The organism is Salinarimonas rosea DSM 21201, assembly GCF_000429045.1.
Classification (GTDB): domain Bacteria; phylum Pseudomonadota; class Alphaproteobacteria; order Rhizobiales; family Beijerinckiaceae; genus Salinarimonas; species Salinarimonas rosea.
The window spans coordinates 22,602-39,645 of sequence record NZ_KE386841.1 but is presented as its reverse complement, the minus strand read 5'-3'; the positions used below and the strand labels follow the sequence as shown (position 1 = coordinate 39,645).

Sequence of the window (17,044 nt, the reverse complement as noted above, 5' to 3'; positions counted from 1 at the left end):
GGGAAGGAGAGGGCCGGAATCGGCACTGCGCCGCGGCGCGCGCCTCACCCCAGCCGGATGTGCCCCACCTCGGACCGCGCCGCCTCGTCGAGCGCCTCCTCGTAGCCGGCGTCGGCGTAGCGGATCACGCCGAGCGCGGTGTCGTTGGTGAGCGCGCGCGCGAGGCGGCGATCGGCGGCCTCGGTGCCGTCGGCGATCACGGTGACCCCGGCCGACGTCATGAAGCCGGCATAGCCGCCGCCTCCCGAGTGGATCGCGACGAGGTCGGCGCCGGACGCGCACAAGGTCATGGCGTCGAGGAGCGGCCAGTCGGCGATGGCGTCCGAGCCGTCCTTCAGGTTCTCGGTCATGATCCGCGGATGCGCCATCGCGCCGGCGTCGAGATGGTCGCGGGAGAAGGCGATCGGCCCCTTCAGCCTGCCGTCCGCCACGAGGCCGTTGACCGCGCGGGCGAGACGGGTGCGCTCGCCGTGGCCGAGCCAGGCGATGCGCGCCGGCAGGCCCTCGAAGGGCACGTGCGCGCGGGCGAGCGCGATCCAGTTCGTGACGATGCGGTTGTCGGGGAACATCGCGAGCACGAGGTCGTCGATGGCGTGGATGTCCTCCGGCGCGCCCGACAGCGCCATCCAGCGGAACGGGCCGATGGCGCGGCAGAACAGCGGGCGCAGGTAGGCCTCGGTGAAGACCGGGATGGCGTAGGCGTCCTCCACCCCGCCGTCCTTGGCGTGAGAGCGGATCAGGTTGCCGTTGTCGAACACCTCCGCCCCGCGCGCCTGGAACGTCAGCATCGCCCGCACGTGCTCGACGATGGAGGCGCGGCTCTCCCGCATCAGCCGGTCGGGGTCCTCCGTCCGCAGCCGGCGGACCGTCTCGAGCGGGATGCCGCGAGGCACGTAGCCCCAGACGAGGTCGTGCGCGGCGGTCTGGTCCGTGACGACGTCGGGGGTGATGCCGCGCCGGGCGATCTCGGGATAGACGTCGGCGGCGTTGCCGACGAGGCCCACCGAGAGCGGGCGCTTCTCCGCCACCGCCGCGTCGATCATGGCGAGCGCCGCGTCGAGGTCCGGCGCGATCTCCTCGAGATAGCCGATGCGCCGGCGGGTCTCGGCCCGCGCCGCGTCGACCTCGACGCACAGGATCGCGGCGTTGGCCATGCGCCCGGCGAGCGGCTGCGCCCCGCCCATCCCGCCGAGCCCGGCGGTGAGCACGAAGCGCCCGGCGAGATCGCCCGAGAAGCGCCGCTCGGCGATGCGCATGAAGATCTCGTAGGTGCCCTGGATCACGCCCTGCGAGCCGATGTACTGCCAGCAGCCGGCGGTGAGCCCGCCCCAGGCGACGAGGCCCTTCCGCTCCAGCTCGTAGAAGGTCTCCGCCGTCGCCCAGCGGCCGACGATGTTGCAGTTGGCCATGATCACGAGCGGCGCGTCGGCGTGGGTCTTCAAGAGCCCGACCGGCTTGCCGGACTGGATGACCAGCGTCTGGTCCTCGTCCATCGCGAGCAGCGTTTCGACGATGGCGCGGTGCGCCGGCCATGACCGCGCCGCCTTGCCGAGCGCGGCGTAGACGACGAGCTCGTCCGGGTTCTCGCCCACCGCGAGCACGTTCTCGAGGAGCCGCAGCAGCGCCTCCTGCCGCCAGCCCCTGGCGCGCAGCTCGGGGCCGCCGGGGACGGGGAAGTTCGGGTGGCGGGGGTTCTCGCTGGGCATCGGGTCGCTCCCGGAAGGATCGAGCGGCAGACGGCGGTCCACGGTGCTGGTGGACCGGCCGGATCGTAGCCCGTCTTCGTCCCGCCGTCGCAAACCGGCGCGCGCGGCGGGCGCACCTCAGGTCTCCACCAGCCCCGTCGTGTCCCCCGAGGCGCGGGAATCCGGGCGGCCGTGGGGGAGGCCGAGATAGTCCTGCGAGGCCATCTCGACGAGCCGCGACACCGTGCGGTCGAACTCGAAGGCCTCGCGCCCGTGCGTCGCCGTGTAGAGCCCCGGCGGCGCGGCCTGCGCGGTCGCGAGCAGCTTCACCCGCTCGTCGTAGAGCGCGTCGACCAGCGTGATGAAGCGCTTGGCCTCGTTGCGCTTCGCCTGGTCCATCACCGGCACGGCGTCGATCATCACGGTGTGGAAGTCGCGGGCGATCGCGAGGTAGTCGGAGGCGCCGAGCGGGCGCTCGCACAGGTCGGCGAAGGAGAAACGCGCGACGCCCGCCGCCGCCTGCGGCACCTCGACGGCGCGGCCCTTCACCGCCACCGCGATCCGCTCGCCGCGCTCGCGTCCGGTGAGCGCCTTGAAGGCGCGGTCGAGCGCGGCCGCGCCGGCGGCATCCGCGGGCACGTGCCAGGTCTCGGCGCCCGACAGCTTCTCAAGCCGGAAGTCCGTGCGCGCGTCGAGCCGCACCACCGCCATGCGCGCCTCGATCATGCCGATGAAGGGCTCGAACAGCGCGCGGTTGAGCCCGCCCTCGTAGAGCCGGCGCGGCTCGACGTTGGAGGTGGCGATCACCGTGACGCCTTCCGCGAACAGCGCCTTGAACAGCCGCCCGAGGATCATCGCGTCGGCGATGTCGGTGACGGTGAACTCGTCGAAGCAGAGCACCCAGCTCTCCTCGGCGATGGCCTTCGCCACCGGCGCGATCGGGTCGTCGCCCTTCACCCGCCCGGCCTTGAGGTCCTGCCGGAAGGCGTGGATGCGCCCGTGCACGTCGGCCATGAAGGCGTGGAAATGCGCCCGGCGCTTGCGGCGCACCTGCAGGGTCTCGAAGAAGAGATCCATCAGCATGGTCTTGCCGCGCCCGACGGAGCCCCAGACGTAGAGGCCGTCGACCGGCTCGCGGGCCGCCGCCCGCCGCCCGAACAGCCACCCGAGCGCGCTCCCCTTGCGCGCCAGCCGCCGCTCCGCCAGCGCCGCCGAGAGCGCATCGAGCCGCCGCAGGAGCCCGACCTGCGCCGGATCCCGCTCGATCGCGCCCGCCGCCACGCGCGCCTCGTAGGCCCGCGACACGGGACGCTTCGGATCGGGGAGGGGCACGGGCTTGCTCACGGGAGAAGGGCTTTAGCGCCGCGCGCCGGCGGGTTCAACGGGAAAGGAGGCGGTGAACGCATGGGAAGGCCGGGCGTTCACCCGTCCGGCACACGCTATCTGTCCGCAAATATCCCCGCCCCACCCCCTTCCCCCCGCCCCCGCCCCCCATTACATTCCCCTGTGCGGGGCTGTGGGGTTCGTCAGGAGGACTTTTCCCCGGGGCCTTATCGATCTCGAAGGGAGCTGTCCCTGACCCGGTCCGTGGACCGGGACACACGGCGCCCACCTACTGTGTAGGTATCCCGGGATCGACTCTCCAACGGCTTTCGCGGCTCCGCACCGAATGATCGCATGACGCGCCACCCTCCCGAAGACGAGGCTCTCGAAGACGAGGCTCCCGCGACCGACGCTCCCGACAAGCCGGCGCTCCGCGCCGAGGGCCTCGCCCGGCGCGACGCGCTCGACCCAGCCTTCCGCGAGGAGGCGGCGCGGCGGCTCGTGCACACCTTGCTCTCCCTGCCCGAGCTCGCGGGCGTGGGCGTCGTCGCGGGCTACTGGCCGCTGCGCTCCGAGCTCGACCCGCGCCCCGCCCTCGTGTCGCTCGCCGAGCGGGGGCACCGCATCGCGCTGCCGGTGGTCGCCGAGCCGTCCCTCGTCTTCCGCGCCTGGACGCCCGGCACGCCGCTCGTGCGCGGGCCCTTCGGCGTCGAGGCGCCGGGACCGGAGGCCGAGGTGCTGCATCCGCAGGCGCTGCTGGTGCCGCTCTCGCGATTCGATCGCGCCCGCCATCGCATCGGCTACGGCAAGGGGCACTACGACCGCGCGCTCGCCGCGCTCGAACGCGCCGGGCCGGTGATCGCGATCGGGGTGGCGTTTTCCGTCCAGGAAGCGCAAACCATTCCCGCCGAGGATCACGACCGGCGGCTCGACCTGGTCGTGACCGAGGCGGAGACCATCCGCGCGCCGCACGGGGCGGCCGCGGCGCGGGAGGCCTGAGCGCATGCGCATCCTCTTCCTCGGCGACGTGGTCGGCCGGCCCGGGCGCCAGGCGGTGGCCGAGGAGCTGCCGCGCCTGCGCGCGCGCTGGAAGCTCGACTGCGTCGTGATCAACGGCGAAAACGCGGCGGGCGGCTTCGGCATCACCGAGGCGATCTGCGACGAGCTCCTCGGCGCCGGCGCCGACGCGATCACGCTCGGCAACCATTCCTTCGACCAGCGCGAGGCCCTCGTCTTCATCGAGCGGCAGGACCGGCTGGTGCGCCCGGCGAACTATCCCGCCGGCACGCCGGGCCGCGGCGCCACCCTCGTCGAGACCGCGGACGGGGCGCGCGTCCTCGTCGTCAGCGCCATGGGGCGGATCTACATGGACGCGATGGACGACCCCTTCGCCGCGGTGGAGCGCGCCCTCTCCGACTGCCCGCTCGGCGCCGCGGCGGACGCGATCGTGGTCGACATGCACGCCGAGGCGACGAGCGAGAAGCAGGCCATGGGCGTGTTCTGCGACGGGCGCGCGAGCCTCGTCGTGGGCACCCACACCCACGTGCCCACCGCCGACCACCGCATCATGCCCGGCGGCACGGCCTATATGTCGGACGCCGGCATGTGCGGCGACTACGATTCCGTACTCGGCATGGCCAAGGACGAGCCGCTGCGGCGCTTCCTGCAGAAGACGCCCGGCGCCCGGCTCGAGACGGCGCCCGGCCCCGGCGCGCTCTCGGGCGTGGCGGTGGAGACCGACCCGCGCACCGGGCTCGCCGTGAAGGTCGCCGCCGTGCGGATCGGCCCGCATCTCGACGAAACCAGGCCGGCCTTCTGGGATTGACCCGCACGTGAACCCGATGAACGCGCACGACGAGAGCGACCGCGCCGAGGAGCGCCGCGCCCAGGAGCGCCGCCCCGAGGAGCGCATCGAGCCGCCGGGTGAGGCGCCCGTCGCGGACGCGCACGCGGCCGAGCGCCGGCGGCGGGTCCGCGAGGCGATCGAGCGGCTCCAGCAGCGCCGCATCGAGCGACGCGCCGCGAAGGCCGCGCGGCTCGCCGCGGAGGCGGAGACGCCGCAGGCCAAGCGCGCCCGCGCGCTGCACGAGGCGATGGAGCACAAGCGCATCTCGCTCGTGCTGCGCGCCGTCATCGACACGGCGGAGGGCGAGCGCATCTCCATCCGCGAGATCGTCGAGGCCTTCGGCGAGCGCGCCTTCGGCTTCGTCATCATCCTGTTCTCGCTGCCGAACTGCATCCCGGCGCCGCCGGGCATGAACTCGGTCTTCGGCCTGCCCGTCCTGCTCTTCGCCGTGCAGATGGCGATGGGCAAGCGCCGGCCCTGGCTGCCGCGCTGGCTGATGGACAAGACCTTCGCGGTCACCACCTTCCGGCGCATCATCGACGTCGCCGAGCCGCGCCTGCGCTGGGTGGAGAACCTCTGCCGACCGCGCTACGAGGCTTTGTTCGGCCCCCGCGGCGACCGCCTGATCGGTGTCTTCGCCATCCTGCTCGCCGTGTGCGTGATCATCCCGCTGCCGGGCACCAACTTCGTGCCCTCGATCGCGCTGGTCGTGCTGGCCATCGCCATCATGCAGGAGGACGGCGTGATGCTCGGCATCGGCGGCCTGCTCGGCCTCGCCGGCATGGCCTACACGATCGGGCTGTCCTGGGCGCTCGTCGGGGTGGCGCTGTTCGCGGCGCAGAGGGCGGTGGGGATGTGAGGGACGAGCCATCCCGCTTGGCAACCCCCGCCTTCCCCGCCTATATCAGGCCCTCAGCGATACGAGCGATCACCCAGACACCGCCGCCTCTCGAGGAGGCGCCGCGCGAGGACGGAACCGCATGGCCGGGCACAGCCAGTTCAAGAACATCATGCACCGCAAGGGGCGCGTCGATGCGCAGCGCTCCAAGCTCTTCTCCAAGCTCGCCCGCGAGATCACGGTCGCGGCGAAGATGGGCATGCCCGACCCGGCCATGAACCCGCGCCTGCGCGCGGCGATCCTGGCGGCGAAGGCGCAGTCGATGCCCAAGGACAACATCGAGCGCGCGATCAAGAAGAGCCAGGGCGGCGACGCGGAGAACTACGAGGAGATCCGCTACGAGGGCTACGGCCCCGGCGGTGCCGCGGTGATCATCGAGGCGATGACCGACAACCGCAACCGCACCGCCTCCGACATCCGCTCGACCTTCACCAAGGCCGGCGGCAACCTCGCCGAGACCGGCGCGGTCGCCTTCATGTTCGACCGCGTCGGCATCGTCGAGTACGGGCCCGAGGTGGGTGACGCCGACGCCATGCTCGAGGCGGCGATCGAGGCCGGCGCCGACGACGTGGTCTCCTCCGAGGCCGGGCACGAGGTCTACTGTGCCGACACGGCGCTCGGCGAGGTGACGAAGGCGCTCGAGGAGCGCTTCGGCGAGGCCCGCCGCTCGGCCCTGATCTGGAAGGCGCAGACCGCGGTCGCCGTCGACGACGAGGCCGGCGAGAAACTGATGAAGCTGATGGAGACGCTCGAGGACCATGACGACGTCCAGAACGTCTACGCGAACTTCGAGCTGTCCGACGCCCTGATGGAGAAGCTCTCCGCCTGAGCCGCGGCCCGCCTCCTCCTCAGCCGGGATCCGAGCCGTCCGCCCCCTCCCCGCCCGCGTCCCCCGCCTCCGCCGCGGCGGCAGCGTCGCGGTCGCCGCCGGTCCGGCCCGCGCCGGCGACCGTGCGCGTGCGCACCTGCGGCAGGGCGCGGGGGTGCTCGGCCTGGAGCCACGCGATCAGCGCCTCGCGCACGGCGCAGCGCAGGTCCCAGGCCTCGCCCGGCGTGCGTGCGCTCATCAGGCCGCGCACGATCATCGTGTCCCGGCCGGCGTCGATCACCTGGAGCCCTACGACGTCGCCGTCGAAGAGCGGGCTCTCGCGCACCAGCGCCTCGAAGCGCGCCCGGATCGCCGCGACGGGCGCGCCGTAGTCGACGTGCAGGACCACCGAGCCGATCAGCTGCGGCGCCTCCCGCGTCCAGTTCTGGAAGGGCTGCTCGATGAAGCGCTTGAGCGGCACGATCAGCCGGCGCAGGTCCCACAGCCGCACGACGACGTAGCTCGTGCGGATGTCCTCGATGAAGCCGAACTCGCCCTCGACGATCACCGCGTCCTCGAGCCGCATCGGCTGGGTGATGGCGATCTGCAGGCCGGCGATGATGTTCGACAGGACCGGCTGCGCCGCGAGCCCGATCACGAGCCCCGCGACGCCCGCCGAGGCGAACAGGCTGGTGCCGTACTGCCGCGCCACCGGGCTCGTCGTCAGCAGCGCCGCCACCGTGAGGAAGGCCACCAGGATCACGGCGATGCGGCGCAGGAGCCGCACCTGCGTCGTCGCCTTGCGCGCGAGGCTCGCGTCCTCGCTCTCCAGCGGCAGGCGGCGCAGGTAGACCTGGGCTGCGACGTCGACGACGATGATCATCGCCCAGCCGAGGACGACAATGACGGCGAGGAGCAGGAGATAGGCGATCCAGTCGCGCGTCTCGCCGGCGAGCGGCACCGCCGGCAGCGCGCCGGCGACCGCGACGAGGACGAAGGCGAGCCGCGTCGGCCGCCGGATGCGCGCGAGGATGCCGCGGCCGAACTCCCCCATCCGCCGGCCGATCGTCGCACGGATGGTGCGCACGACGAGCGCGTGGACGAGGAGCGCCGCGAGCGCGAAGAGGGCGAGCACGATCGCCGCCTGCGCCCAGGCCGGCAGCCCCGCGACGATGCCGCCCGCGTCGCGGGCGAGCGCCGATATGCGCTCCACCTCGATCCCTCCCTCGGCTCCGCGTGTCGCGGGCGAACGCGACGGCGAGCGCGGCGGTTCCGGTCGAGGCCGCTCTCAGCGCACCAGCACGAGCTCCGCCTCCTCCGTCGTCACCGAGCAGCCGAGGATGATGCGGATATCGTCGAAGTCGCTGTCCCCGCGGAAGCGCGGCGAGGGCCGATCCTCGAAGCCGTAGAACAGGAACGCGCCCTCCCGGCAGGGCTTGTTCGCCGCGTGCGGATTGCGGTGCTTGCCCCGCGGCAGCACGCCGCCGGCGCCGTCGTGGCAGACGTCGAGCGTGGCGCAGAAGACCGTCTCGGCGACGTCGGCGTCCTTGGGGAAGTTCAGCTTCACCGCGTTGCCCGGCGTGATCGTCGTGTCGGAATAATAGTCGTACTGCTCCGCCGCGGGGTCGTTCCACTTCTGGGGCCGGGTGCGGGCGTTGCGCACGTTGCGCAGGCGCAGGCTGAGCGACTCCCCCTCGGCGCAGACCGGCATGCGGTAGGCGATGTCCGAGCCGCCGTTGTCGGCGATCAGCGTCATCTTCGAGCGCTGGCCCTCGGCACCGACGCCGTTGCCGAGCCCGTTGCGGGCCGGGTCGAAGCAGTACGCGTAGATCTGGTTGTAGTCCGCCGCCTCGTGGCTGAGCTGGACGAGGGGCGGCTCGGGCGTGACCACGCGTGTGAGCGCGCGGGCGACGGCCACGGCCTCGACCCGCAGGTCGTCGGGCATCCCCGGCACCACGGAGACGATCCGCAGCGGCACCCGGGCACTCACCGTCACCTCGTGCTCGGTGACGCCGCCGGCGCGCGGCACGGTGCGGGTCTCGACCGAGAGGCCGTGCACGGCGTCCCCGAGCCGCGCGAGGATCGCCTGCCTCGCCGCCGACTCGACCGCGTCGCGGTCGGCGGCGTCGTGGCCCGACAGCGCGAAGGCGTCGGCCTCGGCCTGGAGCGCCGAGGCGATCGTCGCCGTGCGCGCGTAGTCGATGCCCGCCCCCGTCACCCCGAGCGCCGGGAGCAGGCTCAGCGCGAAGGCGACGGCGACGACGCCGCGGCGGTCGCGCAGGAAGTGTCGCAGGGAGCTCGCACGCATGCTCGACCTCTCGCCGTTGGCGGGCGCCCGTGGGCGTCCATCGCAGGCGAGGGTGACCGAGCCGCCTTACCGTCGCGCGCAGACGAACCGTAGAATTCGAGGCGAAGGCCGATCGGCGAAACCGATCCGGCCCGGCTCGCCCGCTCTCCAGCCTCGCCAGCGCGGCCGCGATGGCGTAGGGATGGCGCATGGCCGCCTTCGACGACGAGACCCCGCTCGACGACGACGCCCTGCGCGACGCGCTGATCGCCCTCGTCGATCTCGACGTCGCCGCGGGCGTCGACTGCGCGCTCGACGAGACGCCGCACGACCGCTTCGCCGAGGCGGCGCGGCAGCGCGAGGAGGCACGGCGGGAGGACGCGCGGCCGCGGCCCGCTGTGGCCGATCCCCGGCCCGCGCCGCCGCGCGAGCGCCCGCAGCCCGCCGCCGAGCGCGCCCCCGCCCGCCCCGCCGTCTTCCCCGATGCCCTCGACCCCGGGAGCGCCGCGGCGAGTGCGCGGGCGCTCGCGGCCGCGGCCGAGGACCTGCCCGCGCTCGAGCGCGCCCTCGCCGGCTTCGAGGGCTGCGCGCTCAAGGCGTCCGCGCGCAGCCTCGTCTTCGCCGACGGCACGCCGGGCGCGCGGGTGATGATCGTGGGCGAGGCGCCCGGCGCCGACGAGGACCGCACGGGCATTCCCTTCGTCGGGCGCGCGGGGCAGCTGCTCGACCGGATGCTCGCCGCGATCGGTCTCGCGCGCACGGACGTCTACATCGCCAACGTCGTGCCCTGGCGCCCGGCGGGCAACCGCACGCCGACGCCGCAGGAGGTCGCCGCCTGCCTGCCCTTCACCCGCCGCCAGATCGCGCTCGCCGACCCGGACATCCTCGTGTGCATGGGCGCGCCGGCGACGCAGCACCTGCTCGGCGTGCGCGAGGGGATCACGAAGGTGCGCGGGCGCTGGCTCGACTACGACACCGGCGTGCGCACGATCCGCGCCCTGCCGATGCTCCACCCGGCCTACCTGCTGCGCCAGCCGCTGCAGAAGCGCCTCGCCTGGCGCGACCTGCGCACGCTGCGCGCGGCGCTCCGGGAGAACGCCGATCAGGCCTCCGACAGCCCGCCGAGATAGGCGCGCGCCTCGGGGTCGCTCGCCGCGTGCAGCCCCGCCGCGGCCTGGCGGGCGAAGCTCAGGGTCAGCGCCTTGCGCCGCGCCGGCGCGAGGGGATGGTGCGGCGGCTCGCGCAGGATCTCGGCGCCGAACCCGTCCGCCAGGATCAGCCCCGTCTCGATCGGCAGGATGTCGAGCGGCGTCCCCGCATCGACGGCGAAGTAGAGCCGGTCGCAGAAGTCGCGATAATCCGGCCACTTCCGGTCGGCGCGGAAGTCGCGCACGCTCGACTTGATCTCGACGATGGAGACGCTGCCGTCGCGCGCCAGCGCGATCACGTCGGCCCGGCGCCCCGAGCGCAGGGTGAACTCGCACAGGGTGACGCAGTCGAGCGCCGCGAACAGCCGGCGCACGCCGCGCTGGATGGCGAAGGCGGTGGGCGACTGGCGCCCGTCCGGGCTCGTGGGCGAAGGGCGCGGGGCGTGCGCGAGCATGGTCATGCTTCGTTCCTAGCACGACGCGACCGAAGAGGGAACGTCCCGGACGGGGTGCGCGGGGCGGGAAACACCCCCGCCCCGGGCGACGCCCGCGCTCAGCCGCGCTCGAGCGCGGCGACGATCGCGTCGCCCATCTCCGCCGTGGAGACCGCGTTGGTGCCCTCGGCCGCGATGTCCTTGGTGCGCGCGCCCGAGGCCAGCGCCGCGGTGACCGCGGCCTCGAGCCGGTCCGCCGCCTCCACGAGGCCGAAGGAATAGCGCAGGCACATGGCGAGCGATCCGATCATCGCGATCGGGTTCGCGAGCCCGCGCCCGGCGATGTCCGGCGCCGAGCCGTGCACCGGCTCGTAGAGCGCCTTGCGCTTGCCGGTCTGCGGGTCCTCGGCGCCGAGCGAGGCCGACGGCAGCATGCCGAGCGAGCCGGTCAGCATCGCGGCGACGTCGGAGAGGATGTCGCCGAAGAGGTTGTCGCAGACGATGACGTCGTACTGCTTGGGGAAGCGCACGAGCTGCATGGCGCAATTGTCGGCGAGCACGTGCTCGAGCGTCACGTCCGCGTAGTCCTGTGCGTGGATGCGGGTGACGACCTCCTTCCACAGCACGCCGGTGCGCATGACGTTGTGCTTCTCGGCGGAGGAGACCTTGTTGCGGCGCTTGCGCGCCAGCTCGAAGGCGACGCGGGCGATGCGGTCGATCTCGCCCGTCGTGTAGAGCTGCGTGTCGACGGCGCGCTTCTCGCCGTTCTCGAGCGTGACGATCTCCTTGGGCTCGCCGAAATAGACGCCTCCGGTGAGCTCGCGCACGATGACGATGTCGAGGCCCTCGACGAGCTCCGGCTTGAGCGAGGACGCGCTCGCCAGCGCCGGATAGCAGATCGCCGGGCGCAGGTTGGCGAACAGGCCGAGATCCTTGCGCAGGCGCAGGAGCCCCGCCTCGGGGCGGTGCTCGTAAGGCACGCCCGCCCATTTCGGCCCGCCCACGGCGCCGAACAGCACCGCGTCGGCGGCGTGCGCGAGGCGCATCGCGTCCTCCGAGATCGCCTTGCCGTGCGCGTCGTAGGCGGCGCCGCCGACGAGGTCGGTCTGCGTCTCGAACGCGGCGACGCCCGCCTTGGTCAGCCAGGAGACGATCTTCTCGACCTCCCCCATCACCTCGGGGCCGATCCCGTCGCCGGGGAGGAGGAGGAGCTTGTGCGTCGCCATGGCGTGCCGTCCGGTTGGTGATTGCGCTGGCGAGCCTTGTGACGGAGGGAGCGCGCGGGGGCAAGAGGGAGGGCTGCGGTGCCGGGATGCGTGCCGCTCGCACGCTCCCGCTCGCGCGCCTCGACATGCACCCACGCCGCTGGCCCTCCCGCCCCCGCGACGCTAACCTCCCCATGCGCCACGGGCGCGCTCGACTGGAGGACGACGAACATGCCGAAAATCGCGCTGGTGACGGGGGCCGGGTCCGGGATCGGGGCGGCGGCGGCTTTGGAGCTGGCGCGGGGCGGGTTCGACCTCGTGCTCGCCGGGCGCCGGCCGGGGCCGCTCGAGGACGTCGCGGGCGAGGTCCGGGCCCTCGGCCGCGAGGCGCTCTGCGTCCCGACCGACGTCACCGACGAGGCGCAGGTCGAGGCGCTGTTCGCGGCGACCGTCGCGCGCTTCGGCCGGCTCGATCTCCTGTTCAACAACGCCGGCCTGTTCGCGCGCGGCGTCGAGATCGACGCGCTGCCCGTGGAGGAATGGCGCCGCTCGGTGGACGTCAACCTCACCGGCGCCTTCCTGTGCGCCCGCGCCGCCTGGGGGCTGATGAAGCGCCAGGACCCGAAGGGCGGGCGCATCGTCAACAACGGCTCGATCTCCGCCCAGACGCCGCGGCCGAATTCCGCGCCCTACACGGCCACCAAGCACGCGATCACCGGGCTCACCAAGGCGCTCGCCCTCGACGGGCGGGCGCACGACATCGCGGTCGGCCAGATCGACATCGGCAACGCCGAGACCGAGATGCTGCGCGCGCTCAACGCGGCGCGCGCCGATGCACCCGGCGCGCCGCCGCCGCAGCCGACCATGGACGTCGTCCACGCCGCCCGCGCCGTCGCCCACATGGCGAGCCTGCCGCTCGACGCAAACGTGCTGTTCATGACGGTGATGGCGACGAAGATGCCGTTCGTCGGGCGCGGCTGAACGGGCTCCCCCGGGCCCGCGCCGCGTCGCGGCGATCCGCCGCGCCGCCCCCCGGAAGACCCGCGACCTATCATCGTCCTGCGGAGCCGCGCGCATCCGCCCGCAGGAGGATCGCATGTTCGCGCCGCCGACCCGCGCCGAGGGCCTCGCCCGCCTCGCCCGCTTCGTGCCGCGGGCGGGGAGCGCCTATGCCGCGAGCCGCAACGAGGACCGCGGCCCGCGCGACCGCGCCAACGTCTCCACCCTCTCCCCCTGGGTGCGCCACCGCCTGGTGAGCGAGCGCGAGGTCCTGGCGGCGGTGCTCGCGGAGCACGGCCTCGCGGAGGCCGAGACGTTCGTGCAGGAGGTGCTCTGGCGCACCTACTGGAAGGGCTGGCTCGAGCAGCGCCCCGCGATCTGGGAGCGCTACCGGACGCGGCTCGAGGCCGACCTGCGGGCGCTCGACGCCGACCTCTCGCTGCGCCGGCGGGTCGAGGAGGCGACGGCGGGGCGCACCGGCATCTCCGGCTTCGACGACTGGGCCCGCGAGCTGGTCGAGACCGGCTACCTCCACAACCACGCGCGGATGTGGTTCTCCTCGATCTGGATCTTCACCCTGCGCCTGCCCTGGGTGCTCGGCGCGGATTTCTTCCTGCGCCACCTCCTCGACGGCGACCCCGCCTCGAACACGCTCTCCTGGCGCTGGACGGCGGGGCTGCAGACGCCCGGAAAGACCTATCTCGCCCGCGCCGACAACATCGCCCGCTTCACGAAAGGCCGCTTCGCGCCCGAGGGCCTCTCGCGCAACGCCGAGCCGCTCTCCGAGCCGCCGCCGCCCGCGCCCGCGGGCGTGCCGCCGGCCGACAGGCCGCGGGCGGTCGAGGCGGCGCTCCTCGTCACCGAGGAGGACATGACGCCGGAACATTGGGACATCGGGCCGGTGCGGCCGAAGGCCGTGCTCGTCGGCCACGCCACCGCCGCACGCTCGCCCCTCCCGCCCTCCGGGCCGGTGCTCGCCTTCGTCGAGGGCGCGGCGGCGGACGCGGCGGCGCGGGCGGCGGAGCATTTCGGCGTACCGGCGCACGCCGTGTCGCTGGCCCCGCAGGCCCTCGGCGACGCCGCGCGGGCGCTGCGCGTCGGCACGCTGGTGACGGGCTGGGCCCCGGTCGGGCCGGCGGCGCGGGCGCTCGCGCGGGCCGAGGCGTCGCTGGCGGATGCCGGCGTCGCGCTCCTGCGCCTGCGCCGCTCCCTCGACGAGCGCGCCTGGCCGCACGCGACCCGCGGCTTCTTCGCCTTCCGCAAGGCGATACCGGACCTGCTCGCCCAGGAGGGACTGGTCCCGCCCGACGCGCCCGCCCGCACGGCGCGGTGAGGCGGGCGATCAGAGGCTCATCGCCACGCGCATCCCCTCCAGCATCGCCGCGTGCATGTTGCGCGAGGCGACCGCGTCGCCGATCCGGGCGAGGACGAAGCGTCCGGACGGGTTCTCGACCGGGAAGTCGAAGCGGTCCTCCCCGATCCGGTCGAGGCCGAGCACGCCGGCGTTCGACGCGTGCGGCAGCAGCGCCCGGTAGATCTCGTCGAGCGGCACGGTGCCGTTCTCGACGACGAGCCTGTCGGCCTCGACCTCGTGCGGCTCGCCGGTGAGCGTGTTCTCGAGCCGCACGGCGAGCCCGTTGCCCCGCGGCGCGACGCCGACGAGGGCGCGGTTCGGCACGAAGCCGACGCCGAGCCGCAGGAGCGCGCGCAGCGCCACCGCGCGGGTGGTGGGGCCGAGATCCTGGAGCGGCATCTCGTCGGGCGTGACGAAGGTGACGCGCGCACCTCTTCGCGCCGCGACCTCCGCCGCCGCGGCGGCGGCGTGGCCGCCGATCTCGTCGTAGACGACGACGGCGCCCTGCGGCCGGACCGCGCCGCCCAGGAGATCGTGCACGCTGTCGATCCGCTCCGCACCGGGCACGTCCGGGATCGCCGGCAGGCCGCCGGTGGCGAGGACGACGACGTCGGCGCCCGCGTCGAGCACGTCCTGCGCCTCCAAATACGAGTCGCACCGCACGGCGACGCCCGCGCGCGCCACCGCGTCCGCGAGCCAGCCGACGACGCCGAGCGTCTGGCGCCGCACGACCCCGGCGCCCGCGAGCAGCAGCTGGCCGCCGAGCCGCGGCGCGGCCTCGTGCAGCGTCACGTCGTGCCCGCGCAGCGCCGCGACCCGCGCCGCCTCGAGCCCGCCCGGCCCGCCGCCGACGACGAGGACGCGCGTCTTCGCGCCCTCGCGCCGCGTGATCACGTGGGGCAGCGTCCGCTCCCGCCCGGTCGCGACGTTGTGGCCGCACACGGCCGCCTTGCCCTGGTTCACCCGGTCGACGCAGTAGCCGAGCCCGACGCAGGGCCGGATGCGGTCCTCCTCGCCGCGGGCGAGCTTCGCCACGAGATGCGGATCGGCCATGTGCGCGCGGGTCATGCCGACCATGTCGACGAGCCCCTCCGCGAGGCCGAAGCGCGCGGTGGCGAGGTCGGCGACCCCGCCGGCGGCGAGGACGGGAACGCCGGCGACCGCGCGGATCCGCCCGGCGGCGGCGAGGTGCCCGACCTCGCCCATGCCCATCGGCGGCACCCATTCGGCGAGCCCGAGATTGTCGTAGGGCGCGCCCGCGACGACGTCGAGGAAGTCGATCGCCCCGGTCCCCGCCAGCGCCTGCGCGATCGCCACGCAGTCGTCGGCGGAGAGCCCGCCGCCGCGGTGCTCGTCGCCGGGGATGCGCAGGCCGAGCGCCGGCTCCGGGCCGATCGCGTCGCGCACGCCGCGGACGATGTCGAGCACCACCGCCAGGCGGCGCTCCAGCGGGCCGCCGAGGGCGTCCTCGCGGCAATTGGCGTGCGGCGTCAGGAACTGCCCGAGCAGGTGGCCGTGCGCCAGCAGCTCGACGCCGTCGAAGCCGGCGGCGACGCAGCGCCGGGCGGCGCGGGCGAAGTCGCGGCGGATGCGAGCGATGTCGGCGGCCTCGATCGCCTTGGGCGTCGCGCGATGCGCCCGCTCCCGCAGCGGCGAGGGCGCGACGACGGGGAGCCAGGCGCCGTCGTCCCACTGGGTTCGGCGCCCCATGTGGGTGAGCTGGCACATCACCGCCGCGCCGTGGGCCTTCACGCCGTCCGTCAGCGCCCGGAACCAGGGCAGGATCGAATCGTCCCCCGCATAGAGCTGGCCGAAGACCGAGGGGCTGTCGACGGAGACGTTGCTCGAGCCGCCGATCAGGGTCAGCGCGAGCCCGCCCTTCGCCTTCTCGACATGGTAGGCGGCGTAGCGCTCGCGCGGGTGCCCGCCCTCGGCGAAGGAGGGGGCGTGCGCCGTCGACAGGATGCGGTTGCGCAGCCGCAGCCGGCCGATCGCGATCGGCGCGAGCAGGGGATCGACACGCCCGCCGGTCCCCCGGTCGTCGCTCCTCGACCCGGTGCGCGTCTCGTCCGTGCCCATGCTCGTCGTCCCGATCATGGCCCCCGCCGCCCGTCCGTCGCGCCGAGCATCGCCGCGACGACGCTCTCGGGCGCGTCCTCCTGGACGAGGTGCCCGGCCTCCGGCACGGGCACGAGCCGCGCGCCGGGGATCATCCCCGCGAGCCGCTCGCCCTGCGCGAAGGGGATCCACGCGTCCTTCTCGCCCCACAGCAGGGTCACGGGGATGTCCAGCGCGCCGAGACGCGGCTCGATCGCGTCGGTCCAGCGCTGGTCCATCTGCGCGATCTGGGCGTAGAACGCCGCCTTCCCCGCCGCGCCGAGCCAGGGCCGCATGTGGACGGCGCGCGCCTCGGCGCCGAGCGGCCGATGCGCCGCGCCCGCGATATACGCCTCGAGCATGGCCGCGTGCGCCGCATCCGGCAGCCCCGCAAAGGCTGCTTCATGGGCACGCACGTGCTGGACGAAGGGCGAGCCCCACGGCGCGATCGCCACCGGATCGACCAGCGTCAGGCGCGAGACGGCGAGACCGTCGAGCAGGATCGCGCGCAGCACGGTCGCCCCGCCGAAGTCGTGGGCGAGCACCTCGGGCCGCTCGAGCCCCCAGTGCCGCACCAGCGCCGCCAGGAGCCCGTTCTGCACGCCGAGCGACACGTCCGCACCCGGCACCATGGCCGAGCGGCCGTATCCCAGCAGGTCGAACCAGAACACGCGCCGATCCCGCGCGATCCACGGCACGATCCGCCGCCAGACCTGCGAGGAGAACGGCGTGCCGTGCACGAGCACGAGCGGCGGCCTCGCGCCCGGCCCGCCCTCCGGGCCCTCACCGGCGGTGCCCCAGGCGACCGGCCGGCCCTCCTGCACGAAGCGGTGCGGCAGAGCCAGCTCCGAGGGGAATGCGTTCACGGGCTCCTCCTCCCTGCGTCGGCGCGACCGCCGGTGTCGGACGATCCCGGGCGCCGAGCCGTAGGGGCCGGCCGGAGCGCGCCCGGGATCGCCG

At 74.1% G+C, this 17,044-nt stretch carries 15 protein-coding genes and 1 other RNA gene; 8 read left to right on the top strand and 8 right to left on the bottom strand.

All coding sequences use genetic code 11. From position 1 onward, the window contains the following. Positions 1-44 precede the first annotated feature (44 nt). Positions 45-1,706 (bottom strand): thiourocanate hydratase, encoded by a 1,662-nt coding sequence (locus tag G407_RS0121505; RefSeq protein WP_029032465.1) that lies wholly within the window; start codon positions 1,704-1,706, stop codon positions 45-47. Positions 1,707-1,823: 117 nt separating this feature from the next. Beyond that, a complete protein-coding gene (gene zapE / locus G407_RS0121500) occupies positions 1,824-3,017 on the bottom strand; it encodes a cell division protein ZapE (protein ID WP_245259151.1) in 1,194 nt (397 codons plus the stop codon). Positions 3,018-3,193: 176 nt separating this feature from the next. On the opposite strand from zapE, the gene ssrS reads away from it, so the two are divergent. From ssrS to G407_RS0121480, 5 genes are all read left to right on the top strand, one after another. Beyond that, a non-coding RNA gene (gene ssrS, locus G407_RS31410) (6S RNA) lies at positions 3,194-3,350 on the top strand. Positions 3,351-3,362: 12 nt separating this feature from the next. Further along, a complete protein-coding gene (locus tag G407_RS29265; RefSeq protein ID WP_052341721.1) occupies positions 3,363-4,007 on the top strand; it encodes a 5-formyltetrahydrofolate cyclo-ligase in 645 nt (214 codons plus the stop codon). A gap of 4 nt (positions 4,008-4,011) precedes the next feature. After that, on the top strand, positions 4,012-4,833 hold the full coding sequence (locus G407_RS0121490) for a TIGR00282 family metallophosphoesterase (RefSeq protein WP_029032463.1): 822 nt from the start codon (positions 4,012-4,014) through the stop codon (positions 4,831-4,833). Positions 4,834-4,849: 16 nt separating this feature from the next. Then, complete coding sequence (locus G407_RS30765; RefSeq protein WP_210163148.1) at positions 4,850-5,713, top strand: exopolysaccharide biosynthesis protein; 864 nt, start codon at positions 4,850-4,852, stop codon at positions 5,711-5,713. A gap of 121 nt (positions 5,714-5,834) precedes the next feature. Then, on the top strand, positions 5,835-6,581 hold the full coding sequence (locus tag G407_RS0121480; protein ID WP_029032461.1) for a YebC/PmpR family DNA-binding transcriptional regulator: 747 nt from the start codon (positions 5,835-5,837) through the stop codon (positions 6,579-6,581). Positions 6,582-6,600: 19 nt separating this feature from the next. Here the strand turns inward: G407_RS0121480 and G407_RS29255 are convergent, their stop codons facing one another. Both G407_RS29255 and G407_RS0121470 read right to left on the bottom strand, forming a co-directional pair. Next, the gene (locus tag G407_RS29255; protein WP_052341720.1) at positions 6,601-7,773 is read right to left on the bottom strand and encodes a mechanosensitive ion channel family protein; all 1,173 of its coding nucleotides are present in this window, start codon (positions 7,771-7,773) and stop codon (positions 6,601-6,603) included. Between the two features lie 75 nt (positions 7,774-7,848). After that, the gene (locus G407_RS0121470; protein ID WP_029032460.1) at positions 7,849-8,868 is read right to left on the bottom strand and encodes a TadE/TadG family type IV pilus assembly protein; all 1,020 of its coding nucleotides are present in this window, start codon (positions 8,866-8,868) and stop codon (positions 7,849-7,851) included. A 188-nt stretch (positions 8,869-9,056) separates the two neighbouring features. On the opposite strand from G407_RS0121470, the gene G407_RS0121465 reads away from it, so the two are divergent. After that, entirely contained in the window at positions 9,057-9,977 is a 921-nt protein-coding gene (locus tag G407_RS0121465; protein ID WP_043540338.1) for a uracil-DNA glycosylase, read from the top strand. Here G407_RS0121465 and G407_RS29250 read toward each other — a convergent pair. Together G407_RS29250 and leuB are read right to left on the bottom strand one after the other, a co-directional pair. Then, positions 9,950-10,456 carry an MmcB family DNA repair protein gene (locus G407_RS29250; protein WP_245259150.1) on the bottom strand — a complete coding sequence of 169 codons (507 nt, stop codon included), beginning with the start codon at positions 10,454-10,456 and terminating at the stop codon, positions 9,950-9,952. The two genes, G407_RS0121465 and G407_RS29250, sit on opposite strands and share 28 nt — an antisense overlap. A 92-nt stretch (positions 10,457-10,548) precedes the next feature. After that, the gene (gene leuB, locus G407_RS0121455; RefSeq protein ID WP_029032458.1) at positions 10,549-11,655 is read right to left on the bottom strand and encodes a 3-isopropylmalate dehydrogenase; all 1,107 of its coding nucleotides are present in this window, start codon (positions 11,653-11,655) and stop codon (positions 10,549-10,551) included. Positions 11,656-11,865: 210 nt separating this feature from the next. Between leuB and G407_RS0121450 the strand changes: the two genes are divergently transcribed. Then, positions 11,866-12,615, top strand: a complete 750-nt coding sequence (locus G407_RS0121450; RefSeq protein WP_029032457.1) for an SDR family oxidoreductase — start codon at positions 11,866-11,868, stop codon at positions 12,613-12,615. A 115-nt stretch (positions 12,616-12,730) separates the two neighbouring features. Next, on the top strand, positions 12,731-13,966 hold the full coding sequence (locus tag G407_RS0121445) for an FAD-binding domain-containing protein (RefSeq protein WP_052341719.1): 1,236 nt from the start codon (positions 12,731-12,733) through the stop codon (positions 13,964-13,966). Between the two features lie 9 nt (positions 13,967-13,975). Here the strand turns inward: G407_RS0121445 and G407_RS0121440 are convergent, their stop codons facing one another. Further along, positions 13,976-16,084 (bottom strand): oxidoreductase, encoded by a 2,109-nt coding sequence (locus G407_RS0121440; RefSeq protein ID WP_210163147.1) that lies wholly within the window; start codon positions 16,082-16,084, stop codon positions 13,976-13,978. Beyond that, a complete protein-coding gene (locus tag G407_RS0121435) occupies positions 16,081-16,950 on the bottom strand; it encodes an alpha/beta fold hydrolase (RefSeq protein WP_029032454.1) in 870 nt (289 codons plus the stop codon). Before G407_RS0121435 ends, G407_RS0121440 begins: the two co-directional genes overlap by 4 nt. Positions 16,951-17,044 lie beyond the last annotated feature (94 nt).

Bases quoted from the DNA above. Each gene is read 5' to 3' on its own strand.
- G407_RS30765 (WP_210163148.1), top strand. From the start codon at position 4,850: ATGAACGCGCACGACGAGAGCGACCGCGCCGAGGAGCGCCGCGCCCAG.
- G407_RS0121480 (WP_029032461.1), top strand. From the start codon at position 5,835: ATGGCCGGGCACAGCCAGTTCAAGAACATCATGCACCGCAAGGGGCGC.
- G407_RS29250 (WP_245259150.1), bottom strand. From the start codon at position 10,456: ATGACCATGCTCGCGCACGCCCCGCGCCCTTCGCCCACGAGCCCGGAC.
- G407_RS0121505 (WP_029032465.1), bottom strand. From the start codon at position 1,706: ATGCCCAGCGAGAACCCCCGCCACCCGAACTTCCCCGTCCCCGGCGGC.
- G407_RS0121465 (WP_043540338.1), top strand. From the start codon at position 9,057: ATGGCCGCCTTCGACGACGAGACCCCGCTCGACGACGACGCCCTGCGC.
- G407_RS29265 (WP_052341721.1), top strand. From the start codon at position 3,363: ATGACGCGCCACCCTCCCGAAGACGAGGCTCTCGAAGACGAGGCTCCC.
- G407_RS0121490 (WP_029032463.1), top strand. From the start codon at position 4,012: ATGCGCATCCTCTTCCTCGGCGACGTGGTCGGCCGGCCCGGGCGCCAG.
- leuB (WP_029032458.1), bottom strand. From the start codon at position 11,655: ATGGCGACGCACAAGCTCCTCCTCCTCCCCGGCGACGGGATCGGCCCC.
- G407_RS0121445 (WP_052341719.1), top strand. From the start codon at position 12,731: ATGTTCGCGCCGCCGACCCGCGCCGAGGGCCTCGCCCGCCTCGCCCGC.
- G407_RS0121470 (WP_029032460.1), bottom strand. From the start codon at position 8,868: ATGCGTGCGAGCTCCCTGCGACACTTCCTGCGCGACCGCCGCGGCGTC.
- G407_RS0121450 (WP_029032457.1), top strand. From the start codon at position 11,866: ATGCCGAAAATCGCGCTGGTGACGGGGGCCGGGTCCGGGATCGGGGCG.
- G407_RS0121440 (WP_210163147.1), bottom strand. From the start codon at position 16,084: ATGATCGGGACGACGAGCATGGGCACGGACGAGACGCGCACCGGGTCG.